19 protein-coding genes are annotated in these 15,209 nt (G+C 60.7%); 10 read left to right on the top strand and 9 right to left on the bottom strand.

The annotated features are described in order from the left end of the window. Positions 1-72 precede the first annotated feature (72 nt). The 4 genes from ACB032_RS17885 to ACB032_RS17870 all read left to right on the top strand — a co-directional run bounded on the left by ACB032_RS17885 (position 73) and on the right by ACB032_RS17870 (position 3,457). The gene (locus tag ACB032_RS17885) at positions 73-840 is read left to right on the top strand and encodes a thiazole synthase (RefSeq protein ID WP_371138462.1); all 768 of its coding nucleotides are present in this window, start codon (positions 73-75) and stop codon (positions 838-840) included. Positions 841-956: 116 nt separating this feature from the next. Beyond that, the gene (thiH, locus tag ACB032_RS17880) at positions 957-2,093 is read left to right on the top strand and encodes a 2-iminoacetate synthase ThiH (protein WP_371138461.1); all 1,137 of its coding nucleotides are present in this window, start codon (positions 957-959) and stop codon (positions 2,091-2,093) included. Positions 2,094-2,717: 624 nt separating this feature from the next. Continuing rightward, complete coding sequence (locus tag ACB032_RS17875; RefSeq protein WP_371138460.1) at positions 2,718-2,966, top strand: hypothetical protein; 249 nt, start codon at positions 2,718-2,720, stop codon at positions 2,964-2,966. A gap of 5 nt (positions 2,967-2,971) precedes the next feature. Further along, the gene (locus ACB032_RS17870) at positions 2,972-3,457 is read left to right on the top strand and encodes a PIN domain-containing protein (protein ID WP_371138459.1); all 486 of its coding nucleotides are present in this window, start codon (positions 2,972-2,974) and stop codon (positions 3,455-3,457) included. Between the two features lie 155 nt (positions 3,458-3,612). Here ACB032_RS17870 and ACB032_RS17865 read toward each other — a convergent pair whose 3' ends face one another. After that, positions 3,613-4,155 carry a GNAT family N-acetyltransferase gene (locus ACB032_RS17865; RefSeq protein ID WP_371138458.1) on the bottom strand — a complete coding sequence of 181 codons (543 nt, stop codon included), beginning with the start codon at positions 4,153-4,155 and terminating at the stop codon, positions 3,613-3,615. A 337-nt stretch (positions 4,156-4,492) separates the two neighbouring features. Here ACB032_RS17865 and ACB032_RS17860 point away from each other — a divergent pair, with 337 nt between their 5' ends. Next, positions 4,493-5,074, top strand: a complete 582-nt coding sequence (locus ACB032_RS17860; protein ID WP_010635332.1) for a hypothetical protein — start codon at positions 4,493-4,495, stop codon at positions 5,072-5,074. A gap of 98 nt (positions 5,075-5,172) precedes the next feature. Here ACB032_RS17860 and ACB032_RS17855 read toward each other — a convergent pair whose 3' ends face one another. From ACB032_RS17855 to ACB032_RS17845, 3 genes are all read right to left on the bottom strand, one after another. Then, a complete protein-coding gene (locus ACB032_RS17855; protein ID WP_371138457.1) occupies positions 5,173-5,775 on the bottom strand; it encodes a DUF642 domain-containing protein in 603 nt (200 codons plus the stop codon). A gap of 256 nt (positions 5,776-6,031) precedes the next feature. Continuing rightward, positions 6,032-6,445, bottom strand: coding sequence for a GNAT family N-acetyltransferase (locus ACB032_RS17850; RefSeq protein ID WP_371138456.1), 414 nt, complete (start codon positions 6,443-6,445; stop codon positions 6,032-6,034). Positions 6,446-6,557: 112 nt separating this feature from the next. Further along, the gene (locus ACB032_RS17845; protein ID WP_113994656.1) at positions 6,558-6,875 is read right to left on the bottom strand and encodes a hypothetical protein; all 318 of its coding nucleotides are present in this window, start codon (positions 6,873-6,875) and stop codon (positions 6,558-6,560) included. Between the two features lie 334 nt (positions 6,876-7,209). Here ACB032_RS17845 and ACB032_RS17840 point away from each other — a divergent pair, with 334 nt between their 5' ends. Then, positions 7,210-8,115 carry a sensor domain-containing diguanylate cyclase gene (locus tag ACB032_RS17840; protein WP_043125689.1) on the top strand — a complete coding sequence of 302 codons (906 nt, stop codon included), beginning with the start codon at positions 7,210-7,212 and terminating at the stop codon, positions 8,113-8,115. 458 nt (positions 8,116-8,573) lie between these two features. After that, positions 8,574-9,848 (top strand): amino acid permease, encoded by a 1,275-nt coding sequence (locus ACB032_RS17835; protein WP_371138455.1) that lies wholly within the window; start codon positions 8,574-8,576, stop codon positions 9,846-9,848. Between the two features lie 63 nt (positions 9,849-9,911). On the opposite strand, the gene ACB032_RS17830 is transcribed toward ACB032_RS17835, so the two are convergent. After that, positions 9,912-10,550, bottom strand: coding sequence for an exopolysaccharide biosynthesis protein (locus ACB032_RS17830; RefSeq protein WP_043167020.1), 639 nt, complete (start codon positions 10,548-10,550; stop codon positions 9,912-9,914). 251 nt (positions 10,551-10,801) lie between these two features. Between ACB032_RS17830 and ACB032_RS17825 the strand changes: the two genes are divergently transcribed. After that, positions 10,802-11,422: a porin family protein gene (locus ACB032_RS17825; protein WP_257689690.1), complete on the top strand. Its 621-nt coding sequence runs from the start codon at positions 10,802-10,804 to the stop codon at positions 11,420-11,422. A gap of 5 nt (positions 11,423-11,427) precedes the next feature. Continuing rightward, positions 11,428-11,970: a GNAT family N-acetyltransferase gene (locus ACB032_RS17820; protein ID WP_371138503.1), complete on the top strand. Its 543-nt coding sequence runs from the start codon at positions 11,428-11,430 to the stop codon at positions 11,968-11,970. Here ACB032_RS17820 and ACB032_RS17815 read toward each other — a convergent pair. Continuing rightward, complete coding sequence (locus tag ACB032_RS17815) at positions 11,951-12,256, bottom strand: monooxygenase (protein WP_371138454.1); 306 nt, start codon at positions 12,254-12,256, stop codon at positions 11,951-11,953. The two genes, ACB032_RS17820 and ACB032_RS17815, sit on opposite strands and share 20 nt — an antisense overlap. Positions 12,257-12,377: 121 nt before the next feature. Between ACB032_RS17815 and ACB032_RS17810 the strand changes: the two genes are divergently transcribed. Beyond that, complete coding sequence (locus tag ACB032_RS17810; protein WP_371138453.1) at positions 12,378-12,743, top strand: winged helix-turn-helix transcriptional regulator; 366 nt, start codon at positions 12,378-12,380, stop codon at positions 12,741-12,743. Here ACB032_RS17810 and ACB032_RS17805 read toward each other — a convergent pair. The 3 genes from ACB032_RS17805 to ACB032_RS17795 form a co-directional block, all read right to left on the bottom strand. Continuing rightward, positions 12,740-13,174 (bottom strand): N-acetyltransferase, encoded by a 435-nt coding sequence (locus ACB032_RS17805; protein ID WP_041217688.1) that lies wholly within the window; start codon positions 13,172-13,174, stop codon positions 12,740-12,742. The genes ACB032_RS17810 and ACB032_RS17805 overlap by 4 nt on opposite strands. Positions 13,175-13,306: 132 nt before the next feature. Continuing rightward, positions 13,307-13,879, bottom strand: coding sequence for a hypothetical protein (locus ACB032_RS17800; RefSeq protein WP_171282012.1), 573 nt, complete (start codon positions 13,877-13,879; stop codon positions 13,307-13,309). Positions 13,880-14,008: 129 nt separating this feature from the next. Beyond that, complete coding sequence (locus ACB032_RS17795) at positions 14,009-15,046, bottom strand: acyltransferase family protein (protein WP_371138452.1); 1,038 nt, start codon at positions 15,044-15,046, stop codon at positions 14,009-14,011. Positions 15,047-15,209: the final 163 nt, after the last annotated feature.

Genomic DNA, 15,209 nt, shown 5'->3' with positions numbered 1-15,209 from the left:
CAGTCCCATTTTCGCGTGCTCTGCCTTGCGGCGGAGCCTCATCTCTTCTTATCGCAGTGGCCGGAGGCTGACATGCTCAAAATTGCCGATCACACCTTCTCTTCGCGCCTCTTTACCGGCACCGGCAAGTTTGCCCGCCCGGATCTGATGGCCGCCGCCATAGCGGCGAGCGGCTCCCAGCTGGTCACCATGGCCATCAAGCGGCTCGAACCGGGCAAGGCCCACGACGATATCCTGAGCCCCTTGCTGCAACTCGGGGTCAAGCTGCTGCCCAACACCTCCGGCGCCAAGACCGCCGCCGAGGCGGTGTTTGCCGCCCATCTCGCCCGCGAGGCGCTGGGGACGAACTGGCTGAAGCTGGAGATCCACCCCGATCCCCGCTATCTGCTGCCCGATCCCGTCGAGACGCTGAAAGCCGCCGAGCAGCTGGTGAAAGAGGGGTTTGTGGTGCTGCCCTACTGCGGCGCCGACCCCGTGCTCTGCAAACGGCTGGAAGAGGTGGGCTGCGCCGCCGTGATGCCACTCGGCGCGCCCATCGGTTCCAATCAGGGGCTGGTGACCCGGGAGTTTCTCGCCATCATCGTCGAGCAGGCCAATGTGCCGGTGGTGGTGGATGCAGGCATCGGTGCGCCAAGCCATGCGGCCGCCGCCTTTGAGCTGGGGGCCGATGCCGTGCTGGTCAACACCGCCATCGCCGTCAGCGGCGACCCGGTCGCCATGGGGCGCGCCTTTGCGCTGGCTTGTACTGCCGGGCGCAGCGCCTATGAGGCGGGCCTTGGCGCCCGCGCCCTGCAGGCGCAAGCCTCCAGCCCGCTGACCGATTTTCTGGGGGCGTTATGAGTCATGATGCTGGTGCGATGAGTGACTTCGAGCCTTTTGCACACCCCCAAGTGCGCCCGAGTAATAGCCCCCCTCTCCCTTTGGGAGAGGGGCCGGGGGTGAGGGCGTCGGGGGAAATGGAATCAGACACAGCCCCCTCCTTTCTCGACCGTTGGCAGGAGCTGGAGTGGGACGATATCGGCATGCAGATCCGCGCCAAGACCGCCGCCGATGTAGCGCGGGCGCTGGGTTCACCCCGCCGCACTCTGACCGATTTTATGGCGCTGATCTCCCCAGCCGCCGAGGCGTACCTGCCACAGATGGCGGCCGAGGCCGAGCGGCTCACCCGCCAGCGCTTTGGCAACACCATCGGCTTCTATGTGCCGCTCTATCTGTCGAATCTGTGCGCCAACGACTGCACCTACTGCGGCTTCTCCATGAGCAACCGCCTCAAGCGCAAGACCTTGAATGCAGAGGAGATAGAGCGCGAGTGTCTCGCCATCAAGGCGCGCGGTTTCGACAGCGTGCTGCTGGTGACCGGCGAGCACGAGCACAAGGTGGGGCTCGCCTATTTTCGCGAGGTGATGCCCATCATCCGCCGCCACTTCAGCACGGTGGGGATGGAGGTGCAGCCCCTCTCGCAAGACGAATACGCCGAGCTGAAGAGCCTCGGCCTCGATTCGGTCATGGTCTATCAGGAGACCTACCACGCCCCCACCTATGCCCGCCACCACCTGCGCGGCAACAAGCGGGAGATCGCATGGCGCCTCGCCACGCCGGATCGGCTCGGCCGCGCCGGTATCGACAAGATAGGGCTGGGGGCGCTCATCGGTCTCTCTGCGGACTGGCGCGCCGACAGCTACTTTGTCGCCGAGCACCTGAGCTGGCTTGAGCGCCACCACTGGCAGAGCCGCTACTCGCTCTCGTTCCCGCGCCTGCGCCCCTGCACCGGCGGGCTGGAGCCTGCCGTGGTCATGTCGGATCGTCAGCTGGCCCAGCTGATCTGCGCCTGGCGCCTCTTCTCGCCCACGCTGGATTTGTCGCTCTCCACCCGCGAGTCCGCCACCTTTCGCAACGGTGCGGTGCGCCTTGGCATTACCCAGATGTCGGCCGAGTCGCGCACCCAGCCGGGTGGCTATGCCGAGGGGGATGCAGAGGAGCTGGAGCAGTTCGCCATCCACGACGACCGTCCGGTGGGCGAAGTGGCGGCCGCCGTGCGGCAGGCCGGGTTGCAGCCGGTGTTCAAGGACTGGGAACCCTTCTTGGGCCGATAGGGGCGGCCACGCCCCTCTTTGCCGCTAGCATCCCGTCGTCCAGTCAGACTAGACTCCGTGCCTGTGGCAAGCAGGCACGGCTGCGCCGTGCAATCGTAGGGTCGATTAGCCGTCAGGCGTAATCGTCCGTTCCGAGGTATGGCGTTGGCGGCAGGGGCCTTTGTGTGGTGGCACGGCTTCGCCGTGCAGGACGCGAGGCCGCTGGCCTCGAAGGGGTTTCGCCCGCCCTTCGGGCTGGGGCGAGTAACTTTTCTTTGCGTGGCCAAAGAAAAGTCACCAATCGAGCGGCCACCCCCGCCAATCCGACCGCTACGCGGTTTCCCTCGTATCAGGTGCAAGGTCGGACGGACCGCCGCAGACGGCACATCCCTGTGCCAGCTGCGTCTGCGCTCCTGACTCTGCCTCGGTGGATTGGAGAGGGAGCCAAGACCGTATTCACCAAGCATTTCCGTATCAGACATATGCCCCCACGCATCAGTGTGGCTATCCGAAAAGTGGGAGGTATAGTAAGTCCTTACATTCTATAAAAAAACCGGCTGTTTTATTCAAAGCAATTTCAGCTGGAATAAAATACAACATACAGTTTATAATCCGTAAAGCATATAGTTTTTCCTAGGAGATATAATGGCTATTTCAGCACAAGACGCAGCACGCAACGCAGCAGATTATTTTCGTGCATTCACTCAAGATTATTTTAATTTTAACATCTCTGTAGAGGAAGTTGAAAGAGAAACTGATTACTGGCTAATTACATTAAGTTTTGCACCTAAATCATTTTCTATAACAAATCCGGCAGCAAAAGAATACAAACAGTTTAAAGTTGATTTGAATTCAGGTGAAGTATTATCGATGAAGATTCGTACCCTTAAATAATGTCTATGTTAGATGAACTGCATCGTAGATATCGAACGGCAGGAGTTATGCTGGACACTAATCTATTGGTTATGTATCTCATAGGTATCTATAAAAAAGAATTAGTCCCTCAATTTAAGAGAACTGAAAAATATACTGTTGATGACTTTGAGTTTCTTGAGTTTTATGTAGGGAGCTTTGATAAACTAATAGTTACTCCCCATGTTTTGGCGGAAACATGGAATTTTGTAGAAAAAATACCAAAACATGAGTACGAGGCGTTTTTAGCTAAAGCTATCCCTTGTTTAGAAATATTTGAAGAGGAATATGTTGATAAGGGTTCAATAATCTCGTCGAATGGGTTTAGTTATATAGGTGTTACTGATATGGCTGTAATTAAGGCGGCCAAGTCAAAATCATGCCTCGTAATTACTGACGATTTGAGAGCTTACGTGCAGTTCTTCGAACATGGAGTAGAAACGATTAACATTAATCATCTTAGAATGGTTTAATTATAATGTTAGCAACCCTTTGAAATAAAAGTTTCATCCATGTTTTTTATTCCCTCTGGCGTTTAGATAGAACGGCAGCAGATTGCCTAGTTCGGGGGGGGGGGGGAGATATTTTCAAATAATGAAAACCGGTAGTATATACCCTACTAAATGAGTCATTCTGCGGGAATAAGGACATAGATATGCGCATCAAGAGGCTGGTCATGGAGAAAGATGCGGTTCCTTGCCCGGCACTCAAAGGTTGCCCCTGTGGCAATAGCGACGGTTTCGCTGGCGTTGTTGCCAACCCCCATCACGATTTCCAGCCGAAATAGCCCCAACCGTTCAAAGCCAAATTCACGTAGTAGGGCGACCGCCTGCCGGGCGATGCCGCAGCCTTGGCGGGACTGGCGCACCCAATAGCCGATATTGCCGTAGCGATGATGGGGCGACAGCTGGTTGATACCGGCGCCACCCAAGAGCTGGCCGGTGGTGGCGCAGAAAATGCCCATGTCAAAGGCGCGTTCCACCGCGCGATCCTGATCGCAGCTGGCAAACCACTCCAGCGCGCTCTCCCGAGTAAATGAACGGGAGCACCAGCTCATCCATTTGCCGACCGTCTCGATCGATTCGTGGGCCGCGCGGACAAACTCGTCGGCATCGCCCGGTTCGAAGGGGCGAATAACGAGTGTGGCGTTGGCAAGGGGCTGGAATGTCATTGGCTGTCCTGCGTTGTCAGAGAGTAACGGCGCCCTCCCGAGGGGCTGTTTGGCGACTGGCCAAACCGGGTGCCGTCTTGAGAAAAGCGGCAGGCCACCTTGGGAGCTGGTGGGCAACACGATCCTGTTGAACCTTGAGCAAACCTACCCTAACGGAATCGGGTGGAGCCGTGCCACCCTTTTGTGCCCTCTGCTTCGCCAGTCTCTGTCGCCCGGTGGTGGTGGGTGCATCGACCCCGCCGGGGTTTGTCTCTAGCATAAGGAGGATGCGGGGCAGGGGCTCCGCCATGCGGGCGGTGGTTGATGCCCGTTTACGGACTTTTGGCGGAGAGAAAAGATGAAGCTGCGTTCCTTGTTGATGGTGGGTGCCCTGCTGCTGGGCGGTTGTGCGGTCAATCCCTACGGTGGCACTCAGGCTCCTGTCAGTGAACCGGACCAGCCAGTGAGCCAGCCGGACAAGCCGGTGACCAAGCCGGATGCCGGGGCGCCGCTGCCCAAACCGGTGGCGCCGACCGGGCTGGCGCTGGCCATGGCCGATGCCTTTGTGCAGGCCCCCGAGGTGCGGGAGCTGGCGCAAACCGGTCAGCCGGTGCTGCTGCTCACTCCGCCCCAGAACGGCACCGGCGAGCCGGTGGATACCCGCGCCATGGCGGCGGCCATGAGCAAGCGCATCCAGAGCAAGAGCGGTTTTCGCTTTGTCGACCCGGGTCAGGTGGCGGCTATCACCGGCCAGCTGGAGTATCAGCAGGGCAGGATGAACCCGGCCTCCCTGGTGCGGCTCGGTCGTCAGACCGGCGCCGGCTACATGCTGTACGGGGATCTGGTGGCCGAGGGTAGCCGTTATCGGCTGTCGATGACCCTGATGGAGCTGCGCAGCGGCGAGCTGCTCTGGAGCGGCAGTCGCTCTGCCAGCCACTGATAGCTAGAAAGGGTTGCAGGAGCAAACTTGCATGATTGCTCCTGCCTTCCCTGTCTTAAGGAAACTTGATTACTCGGCTATGTGAATGCCAAGGCATATTAGTTGACGAGAATGGCGCGAGGTTTGTTGAGTGGAACAACATTGACATCATCAAGGACGGTAAAGTGTTCCAATGAGTTGGTATCTGTGGTGAATTTTATGGTTGTACTTGCTTGGCTTGCGATAAAAGAGAATGAGAAATAAGTCCAGTCAATGGCATCGCTGCGCTCTGTCTTCAAGTTATAAATATAGTGCTCATCACCGATCATGACGTTCAGTTTGGCCGTCCCATTCCGGTTATAGTTTTTCTGGGTGCCAGCATAAAATTTAACTAGATACTTGGCTCCAATCTTGGTTGGAAATGATTGTTCGATGCCGCCCCCGTTTTTTGAATAATAGTTATTTAGATCAATCACATAATCGCCATCTGGGGTGTAGATCTTGCTGCCACCCGACGCGGATACGTGAGAAGACCACTCAACGCCCTCACCCAAGGTTTTCCACCCAGGGAGGCTGGTCTCGTCATTCCCAGGCAAGGTTTCCCAAATGGAAGGTCTGGCTGGTGAGTTTTCAAAACTGCCGTTGACTAGCAATTGGTCACATTCGTTGGCATAAATAATATTGCTAAAAGTTATGGCAAATATTAACAGGTAATTTTTCATAGATAAATCCTCTTTGTTTTAAAAAGGTCATTTTAAAACGGGCAATACATATGTCATGTGCCCATATGGGGCTTGATAAGGGGAGGCCATTAAGTGGCTGCATACAATGAAATTCATTGTAGGGTGTTGTGTCAACATTCGTTTTAATCACGACTGTCATTAATAATTTGGCATATAGTAACGCCGCAATTTTCATGCGACGTATTCAGTGATTTTAAAATATATTGTGCGCAGATCTATGCCGAGGTGCTCTGGCTTATTCCATCTTCCTCAGAAAATAGGTGGTATGCCCGGGCGGCATGTCCGGCAGCTCGCCAAAGACCTGGTAACCCTGCTTCTGGTAGAAGGGCAGCGCCTGGAAGCTGGTGGTTTCCAGATGAAAGTTGCTGATGCCCTTGCTGCGGGCGTACTGCTCTATGGTGGCGAGTAGGCGGCCGCCCCAGCCATCCTGGCGGATGCGCTCGTCAATCCAGAGCCAGTCCACGTGCAGCCAACCCCACTTGAGGTCGGCGGTGATGCCGCCGTGCACCTTGCCCGCGTCATCCTTGATAAAACTGGCGATGTGCTCGCGCAGGTGGGTGCCGGCCTTGCCGGTGTTGTAGCCAGACAGGCCGATGCGCAGTGCGTCGACATCCTGCTCGGCAGGGGGTTGGGGTGGGGTCAGGTGCATGGTCTCTCCAGAGCCGGGTAAAGGGCCTCTATCCATAACCGTTAAGACTCAATGCGGTCAAGTGGTTGCCCGACCTCAATGGCGATCAGCCTGCCGGGCGGGCAACCCGGCATCACAACTGCGGGAAGTAGCAGGCGGCCATGTCGATCGGGTGATCGGGGCAGCCGGGCAGGTAGAAGTGCCAGCCCGCATCGGTGAAGGCGCGCAGCTCGCTCTCCACGAACTTGAGGGCGAGGCTGAGGGCCTGCAGGGCATCGACGCCATAGATGAAGGTTTTGTTGCCAAGGCCGTCCAGCTTCACCTTGCAGCGCCAGTCACCGCCGGCGGACTTGGGGTCCGGCTCGGGGGCGCGGATGGCTATCTTCACGGTCAGCTGTTCTCCCTCGATGCTGATGGCATCGAAGCGGGCTTTCACTATGACTCTCTTCATCTGGACGATCCTTTTCCGGGGGCCGGCGCCTGTCTGGCCGGGGGCTGATGGTCGGTGAGTCGGCCATCAGTGGCAGACTCAGGAAGGTCAGCCTAATGGATGCGGGCGCCGCAGACAACGGGCGCAGCGACGGTCTGTGAGGCAGGGTGAATATCCGGGCGCCGCTGCTCTTTTGAGCGAAGAGGGGCGGGGCAAGCGCTATTTTCCCGCATTGCTTGATGCGCATCCATGAATGGCGGGATCCCTCGCTGGCTCGGCGCCATTCCCGGCACGATAATTGGGGCAGGCGCCAGCCCGGTGTGCGCCTCTCGTCCTCCGGATCCAAGGAAACCGCATGGCTCTTTCGGTCAAGCAACTATATGAAGTGATGGCCCAGCTGCCCGACCCCGTTTTCATCCTGAGCGAGGATGGCTACTACATCGAATACATCGGCGGGGTGGAGCAGCAATCCTACCAGGATGGCAACCCGCTGACGGGCAAGCGGCTGGCCGATGTACTGCCCGCCGCCATGACCCGCTGGGTGATGGAGCAGGTGACCCTGGCGCTGGATTCGGGCCAGGTGCAGGTGGTGGAGTACGAACTGGCGGCGGTGGAGGTGGAGGGGATCGACGCCTCGGTCGGGCCGCAGGGGATGCAGCACTTCGAGGGCAAGATTGCGCCGCTGCCCTCCCGCTACGACGGCAAGCGGGCGGTGGCTTGGGTGACCCGCAACATCACCCGCCAGTACGAGTTGCAGCAGCGGCTCAAGCTGCAGAGCGAAACCGACCAGCTGACCGGCCTCTACAACCGCCGCTATTTCTTCGAGCACTGCCGGCAGCGGCGGGCGGGGGAAGCTCCCTGCGCGCTGGTGATGCTGGATATCGACCACTTCAAGCAGATCAACGATCGCTTCGGCCATCAGCAGGGTGATCGGGCGCTGCAGCGCTTCTGCGCTTGCGTGGCCGCCCAGCTGCGGGCGGACGATCTGTTCGTGCGCAGCGGCGGCGAGGAGTTCCTGATCCTGCTGCCCGGCATGAGCGAGCCGGATCTGCTGGCGCTGGCGGAGCGGATCCGGGCGGCCGTGGCGGCGTTGCCGGCAGATCCGGCGGCCTTTACCGTCAGCCTGGGCACCACCCTGGTGCGGCCGGGGGAGGAGATCAATCAAGCGCTGGCCCGCGCCGACGAGTGGCTCTATCGGGCCAAGCGGGCGGGGCGCAACCGGGTCGCCCACTGCCCGGTGGCAACCGGCGATCAGGGGTAAAACCGGGGCCGGCGACCCTCTTATATATGGCGGCCAGCCCGGCATGGATATATCAGGCGCTGCGGGCACAGTTCGCTGCATAATTAACTGATATTTATAGGCTGATGCTGTTAATATTAACGGGCCACTCTCTGGCCTTATTCAAGCTGTTGAACAACTCATCGAGGTTTTGTCGTTATGTTACCAGACGGAGCTGAATTGATTATCTTGAGGCCGAAATGACACATCTTATTTCCTTTTGAAACAATCCGATTCAAACAGTCATGAATTATTAACCTTGACCTTTATGGCGATTTCAACGATGGTAGCGTGGCATCCCCGTTTTCTCTTGGTGATCATGTTGATCGCAGGCGGGCTTGTTTTTTCTACGATCCGGTCGATATGCCGCTGCATATCACCAGCCTAATTACACGGGCCAATAAAATAAAAGATGACAGATTAATAAGGTGTATATCGCAATGAGTGTTGCTATTGCTGAAAAGAGTAATCCCGCATCAAAGTTGAAATGGGAGAAAAGTGATTCGGTATGGACCATGGGCTTATATGCCACTGCGGTCGGTGCCGGTACATTGTTTCTCCCAATTACCGTTGGCAGTAATTCGCCGGTTATTTTGCTATTTATATTATTGATGGCATTTCCGCTTTCTTATTATTCCCATCGGGCATTGAGTCGTTTTGTATTATCCAGCTCCCACCGGGAAGGGGATATTACCCACGTGGTGGAAGAGCACTTCGGTGCGCGGGCAGGCAAGCTGCTGATGCTGGTCTATCTGATGGCCTTCTACCCCATCATTCTGGTCTACAGCATCTCCATCACCAACGCGATCCAGAGCTTTGTGGTGCACCAGCTGGGCAATGCCGAGATCCCGCGCGGCCTGCTGGTGCTGGGGGTGATGCTGGGTCTGCACCTGGTGCTGCTGGCGGGCAAGCAGATCGTGGTGTCGGCCATCAGCGTGCTGGCCCTGCCGATGGTTGCCTTCCTCATCGGCCTCTCCATCTATCTGCTGCCCCAGTGGAGCCTCTCCTACTTCAGCGAGAGTCAGGGGGTGGACTGGCGCGACCCGGCGTTCTGGAAATCCCTCTGGCTGATCGTGCCGGTGATGGTGTTCTCGTTCAGCCACGCGCCCATCATCTCCTCCTTCAGTGCGGCGCAGAAGAAGCGCTGTCAGGCGAGCGCCGACCAGCGCGCCAAGCGGATCATCAAGTGCAGCAGCCTGCTGATTTGCGGCAGCGTGCTGTTCTTCGTGGTGAGCTGCGTGATGAGCCTGAGTCAGGTCGAGATGGCGCAGGCCCGCATCGACAATATTTCGGTGCTGTCGGCGCTGGCGAACAAGTTCTCCAATCCGCTGATCGCCTACGTGGGGCCGCTCATCGCCATTCTGGCCATGTCCAAATCCTTCCTCGGTACCTCCATGGGGGTGAGCGAGGGGACGGTGAGCATGGTAAATGGTGCTTGTCAGGGGCTGGGGCTGTCGCTGCGTGAAGCGACCATAGCACGGGTCTCGTCGGTCATCCTGTTCGTGGTGACCGGGGTGATTACCTACCTCAACCCGAACGTGCTGGAGATCATCGAGAAGGTGAGCGGGCCGCTCATCGCGGTGATCCTGTTCCTGCTGCCGGCCTGCTCCATCTATCGTCTGCCCGCCCTCAAGCGTTATCGCGGGGCGAGTACCCTCTTCGTGCTGGTGATCGGGCTGCTGGCCATCTCGGCCCTTATCTACGATCTGCTGTGACGGCGGATCCCGCACAAGTCAAAAAGGGCGACCCATGGGTCGCCCTTTTTCTTGGTGTTGCCGTTAACCGAGCAGGGTGGAGACGCTCTGGCCGGCCATCAGCAGGCCGATGGCCAGGGCGCTGAACCAGACCAGGGTGGCGCTCACCAGCAGGTAGCCGCTGGCGACGAACAGGCCGTCGCGCTGCAGCATGCCGATGGCCAGCAGCAGGATGGCCCAGGCCGGCATGGCGTTGGTGAAGGGGATGGCCCCGAGCGGCAGCATCAGCAGCAGGGCCGCCAGCATGATCAGCAGGCCGTTGCAGCGGTTGATGGTACTGCTGCCGGTCAACAGCAGCAGGCGCGGGCGGATGAAGCGATCGATGCGGGCCAGCAGATCCGCCCCCTTGTGCAGGGTCGGCTTGAGCTGCTCGGCGGCGAAGCGGCGCTCCATCAGGATGGCGGGCAGCCAGGGCACCCGGTTGAGGGTGATGCCGATGCCGATGAACAGGATCAACAGGCCAAACGGAGTGCTGACGCCGGGGATGGAGACCGGCAGCAGGAAGGGCACGGTGAGCAGCACGCAAAACAGCAGCATGCCCTGTTCGCCGACCAGGGCCAGCATCTGGCGCAGGCTGATATGGCTATCCTCGATGGCGTGGGCGGTAGCCCGCAGGGTATCGGAAAGCTTGTTCTGGGGGTCGTTGAGTTGCGCGGCAACCATTCCCTGATGTCCTTCTGGTGAGTTGAACCGGCTCACCATGAGCCGATTGCGCGCCAGCATACGTGGCACAGGTTAATCCGGGATGAATAACCGCAGGCGCGGATGTGCCGTCTGACCGGCAGGCTGCCGGTGATGGCGACAGAGTGTGATCTCCCCGCTGAAAATCGCTTGATACAGGCCGGGTTTAGGATGGGGGCCAGTGGGCTCTGATATGCTTGACGGGCACTGATGCAGCGCACGGAGGAGCCGTGATGAAACGAGCAGGGATCATGATGATGGGGCTGTTGTTGCCGCTGGGGCAGGCCTGGAGCACCGAGGGGGAGGCCGCCCTCGGCTGGCAGGTGACGCCGTTCTTCGGCTACAGCTCGGCTATCGACTTCGAGGCCAATGACGACCCCAAACCGACGCCTGTCGCCACCCGGCTGGAGTCCTTGCAGGGGGAGCGCTCCGGCAGCTGGGGCCTGTTCATCAGCAAGGAGGTGGATGACCCCGGCATGATAGAGCTGCTCTACAGCCACCAGTCCACCCGCCTCTCCCCCGATCAGCCGGATCGGTTGACGGTGGACACCCTCCACTTCGCCGGGGCACTCACCCTGTCGGACAACCTGATGGCCCCCTACATCGGCGCCGGGATCGGCGCGACCCGCTTTGCCGCCTACGACAGCGAGGTGGCCCCCTCCATGTCGCTGGCGCTCGGGGTGCAGCCGCGCCTGACCGAACATCTGGCGCTGCGGGCCGAGGTGCGCGGCTACGGCTCGCTGGTCAACGACAACAGCCAGTTTCTCTGCAACCCGGACCAGTGCGTGTTCAAGGTGCGCGGCGAGCTGGTGACCCAGTGGCAGGCCAATATCGGCCTGACCCTGCGGTTTTGAGCTCCTTGCACCGCAGCGACTTGCTGCCCCTGCCTCGTACACTGCCCTCGCTGTCGACCCCGCGGCTGCTGCTGCGGGCGTTTGATGCTGAAGACAGTGCCGATCTGTTCGCCATCTATGGGGACTCCGAGGTCATGCGTTTCGTCGGCGAGCCGCCGTTTCCCTCCCTCGCCACCGTGGCGCAGATGCTGGCAAGCGTCGAGCGGTTGCTGGCCGCCGGCGAGTCGCTGGAGTGGGGGCTGGTGGCGCGCGACAGCGAGCGCCTGATCGGCACCTGCGGTCTGCACAGCTTTGCGGGGGAGGCTGGTTTGCGCCAGGCAGAGGTGGGCTGCATGCTGGCTCGCAGCCACTGGGGAGAGGGATGGATGGCAGAGGCGTTGACGGCCCTGATCGCCTATGCCCGCCAGCTCGGCATCGCCACCCTAGTGGCGGATATCGAGCCGGACAATCTGCCCAGCCAGCGGCTGTTTCGGCGGCTGGGCTTTGTCTGGCAGCAGGATAGTTGCTACCGCTTGTTGCTTGAGGGGATCACACCAGACCGCGGGTGAGGCGGCTGAGCGGTTCGTTGACGTCGAACAGCTTGAACTGCACCGCGCTGGCGCCCATGGCGAGCACCCGCTGCTCGTGCATGGTGGCGTAGGCGAGGGCGCTGGCCTCATCCTCGAACATATAGATGCCGCCCGCCTCGCCGGTGCGCGGGTTTTCGGTCCAGATCTTGGAGATGAAGCCCGCCTCCTGGGTGATGGACTCGGCCAGCGGCATGGCCGCAGCGGTGAGGGCCAGCCCCATCAGCTCGGTGGGGAAGTTGAAATGGATCTGCAGCAGGCTGGGCATGGTGAACCTCTCGTGGGCGTTGAATGACGGAGCCCGCATCATAGGAAGCCGGCATCTTGGCTGCAAGAAGGCACATTTTCGTGGCATAGTTACCGCAAAGTAACCACTTGCGAGCCATCCCTTGTCCTCACTGCCCTGTCCCGCCTACCGGGTGCTGCGCCTGCTGGCCGGCAAATGGAAACCGGCCATCCTGTTTCATCTGCGTGCGCAGACCCTGCGCTTTGGCGACCTGCGCCGCAGCCTGCCCGAGGTGAGCCAGAAGGTGCTCACCGCCCAGCTCAAGGAGCTGGAGAGCGACGGCGTTGTCATCCGCACTCTCTACCCCGACGTGCCGCCCCGGGTGGAGTACAGCCTGAGCCCGCTTGGCATCGCCCTGCTCCCCCTGCTTCAGCAGATGCACGACTTCGCGCTGAGCCACGGCGACCTGCTGGCGCAGAGCGAAACGGGGGCGGCCCGCGACGAATCCCATCTCGGCGAGCCCGGTTAATCCCGCGCCGGCCAGATCATCACCCACTCGGCGCAGCCGGTGTGAGGATCTACGCCCTCGGCCGCCACCTGAAACCCTTGCGCGCGATAGAAGTCGCATGCGGTCCGGTTCTGCTGATAGACCTGCAGCCGCAGAGTCGGCAACTGCTGTTTGGCGTGCTCGAGCAGGGCCTTGCCCAGCCCTTGCCCTTGCCGTGCGGGGGCCACGAAGAGGGCGGCCAGGGAGCCCTCGTGCAGGGAGTAGAAGCCCAGCACCTGCTCACCCAGGCAGATCAGCTGGCTGTCGGCGGCGGGCAGATAGATCTCCCGCATCGGCGCCAGGTTGGCGTGCCAGTAGGCAGGCTCGATGAAGTGGTGGGCCTGCAGGGAGGCCTCCAGCCAGATGGCGAGGACGGCCTCGGTGTCGGCCGGGGTGAAGGGGCGGATCTGCATGGGTGTCTCGTCTGGAATCATCACAAGGGAGGCATGGTAGCAGCATAGGCCCGGTCGTCACCCGGCGAGTGGCCAAAGTGCTACCCCCATAACAAAACAGGCGACCCGCAGGTCGCCTGTTGCCTGTTGCCTTTAGCCGGCGTAGGGGAGGGAGGAGTGGTGCAGCACGATGCGTACCTTGCCGTCGTCGCCCTTCTTGAAGCCCCAGGTCTTGTCGACCGTGGTCTGCTTGTTGTCTCGGTCGGTCAGGTGCACCTTGCCCATGGTGAGGGCCATGTCGCCGTTGATGTAGACGGCGGCGTTGTCGTAGTTGTAGCTCTGCCAGTTCTTGAGGGCGAAGCCGGTGTCGGCGGGATAGGCCTGATTGTTGCCGACGAAGTAGGCCAGCGCCCCTTCCTGATTGATGCGGAAGGTCTGTTCGCCGCCGGCCAGGGTCGGCTTGAACAGCACGGGGCCATGGTGGTAGCCGTAGGCGCCGTCGAGCACGGCGGTGGCGGTGGCGCTGGCCTTGTCGATGCCGCCGCTGCGGTAGTCGTCGCTGATCTGGATCAGGGCCTTGCCCCAGGCATCCTGCGCGGCCTTGATCTCGGCTTCGGTGATGTTGTTGTTGGCGATCTGGGCGGCGCTGAGGGAGCCGCTGGCGGCGAGCAGAACGAGGACAAGGCCGGATTGCTTGGTGAACAGCATCTTGGTGAGCAACTTCATACGGTCGTGACTCCTGGGTGTTGCGTTTAAGGAGACCCGGAGTTTATCTATCTGCGATGAATAAAAATTGAACCCTCCATTCAGGCTTGAGTGGGGAGGGATCGGCCTCCCTCCCATCCCCTGTTCCCCTCAGCGGGCCCGCAGCAGCCAGCGGCTGGCCGCCCCCAGCGCCAGCAACCGGTAGCCGAGCAGGGAGAGCGCCAGCAGCGCCGGCACCTTCAGCAGCTCCCACCACACCTGCTTGCCCTGCGGGCCGAAGATCATCAGCCACACCACCAGCATCATGTGCAGGCAGTAGAGGCCCAGCACCTTGGGGGCCTGGCGTTCGAGCCAGCTGCCCCGGCCCCAGCCCGGGTTGGCCAGCAGCAGGCCGAACAGCCCCAGCGCCCAGGGCAGGGAGCCGAGCAGAAAGTCGTGGCGGTTGAGGGGCACGGCGGCAAAGCGCAGCAGCCCTGCGGCCTCCAGAGCGTAGAGCCCCATCCCCGCCATCATCAGCAGGGCGCAGCGCCTGGCATCCGGCTGCCAGGCGCGCAGGCGCAGCTCGGCGCCGAGGGCCACGAACAGCAGTGAGAAGAAGGGGCCATTGCGGGTCAGCAGGGCCCACTCGCCCCCCAGCAGCGGCGGGCCATAGGAGCCGCCGAGCAGGGCCAGCCCGTAGAGCAGAGCGCCCAGCAGCAGGGCCAGCCGGGGCAGACGGGCCTGCTGGCAGAGCGCCAGGATCAGCACCGCCAGTATCAGGGCGGGCAGGAACCAGAGGTGGATCATGCCGCCCACCCACCAGACGTTGAGCGGATCCCCCAGCTGCATCTGCCACTGGCTTGCCATGGCCGGCAGATAGCCCTCGCTCACCGCCGCGAGCGGGTTGAAGGGGAGCAGCACGTAGAGCAGGCTCCACGCCAGCCAGAGCCCCAGCAGCGGACGGCAGTAGCGCAGCGCCACCGTCAGGGAGTGGCCTGCGGCGAGAGCGGGCTGCAGAAAGTAGCCGGCGCAGAGGAAGAACAGCGGCACCGCGAAGCGGCAGAGCTGGTTGATGACGCCCCCGAGCCAGAAGTAGAGGGTGCCGTCCCACAGGGTGGGGTCGAAGGGGTTGCTGAAGGGGGAGAGGTGAATGGCCATCACCGCCATGATGGCCACCACCCGTCCGCATTCGATGCTGGAGATGCGCATGCTGCCTCTTGCCGCTTGGGTTGAGGGCGCACCCTAGCAGCCGCAGGCGATCCTCATCCAGCCGCCAGGCCGGCAACTGTGACCCCCATCGGCGGCCGGTTACCCTTTGTTACCCGAGGTACGGGCAAGGTTACCGCCGCCGAGAGACAGATCCCGTTTTGCC

The sequence above is a fragment of the Aeromonas sp. S5(2024) genome, from assembly GCF_041403025.1.
In the GTDB taxonomy this organism is placed as follows: Bacteria; Pseudomonadota; Gammaproteobacteria; order Enterobacterales; family Aeromonadaceae; genus Aeromonas; species Aeromonas hydrophila.
Note: the sequence above shows the minus strand (reverse complement) of the source record. Positions and strands in the feature narration are given on the sequence as shown.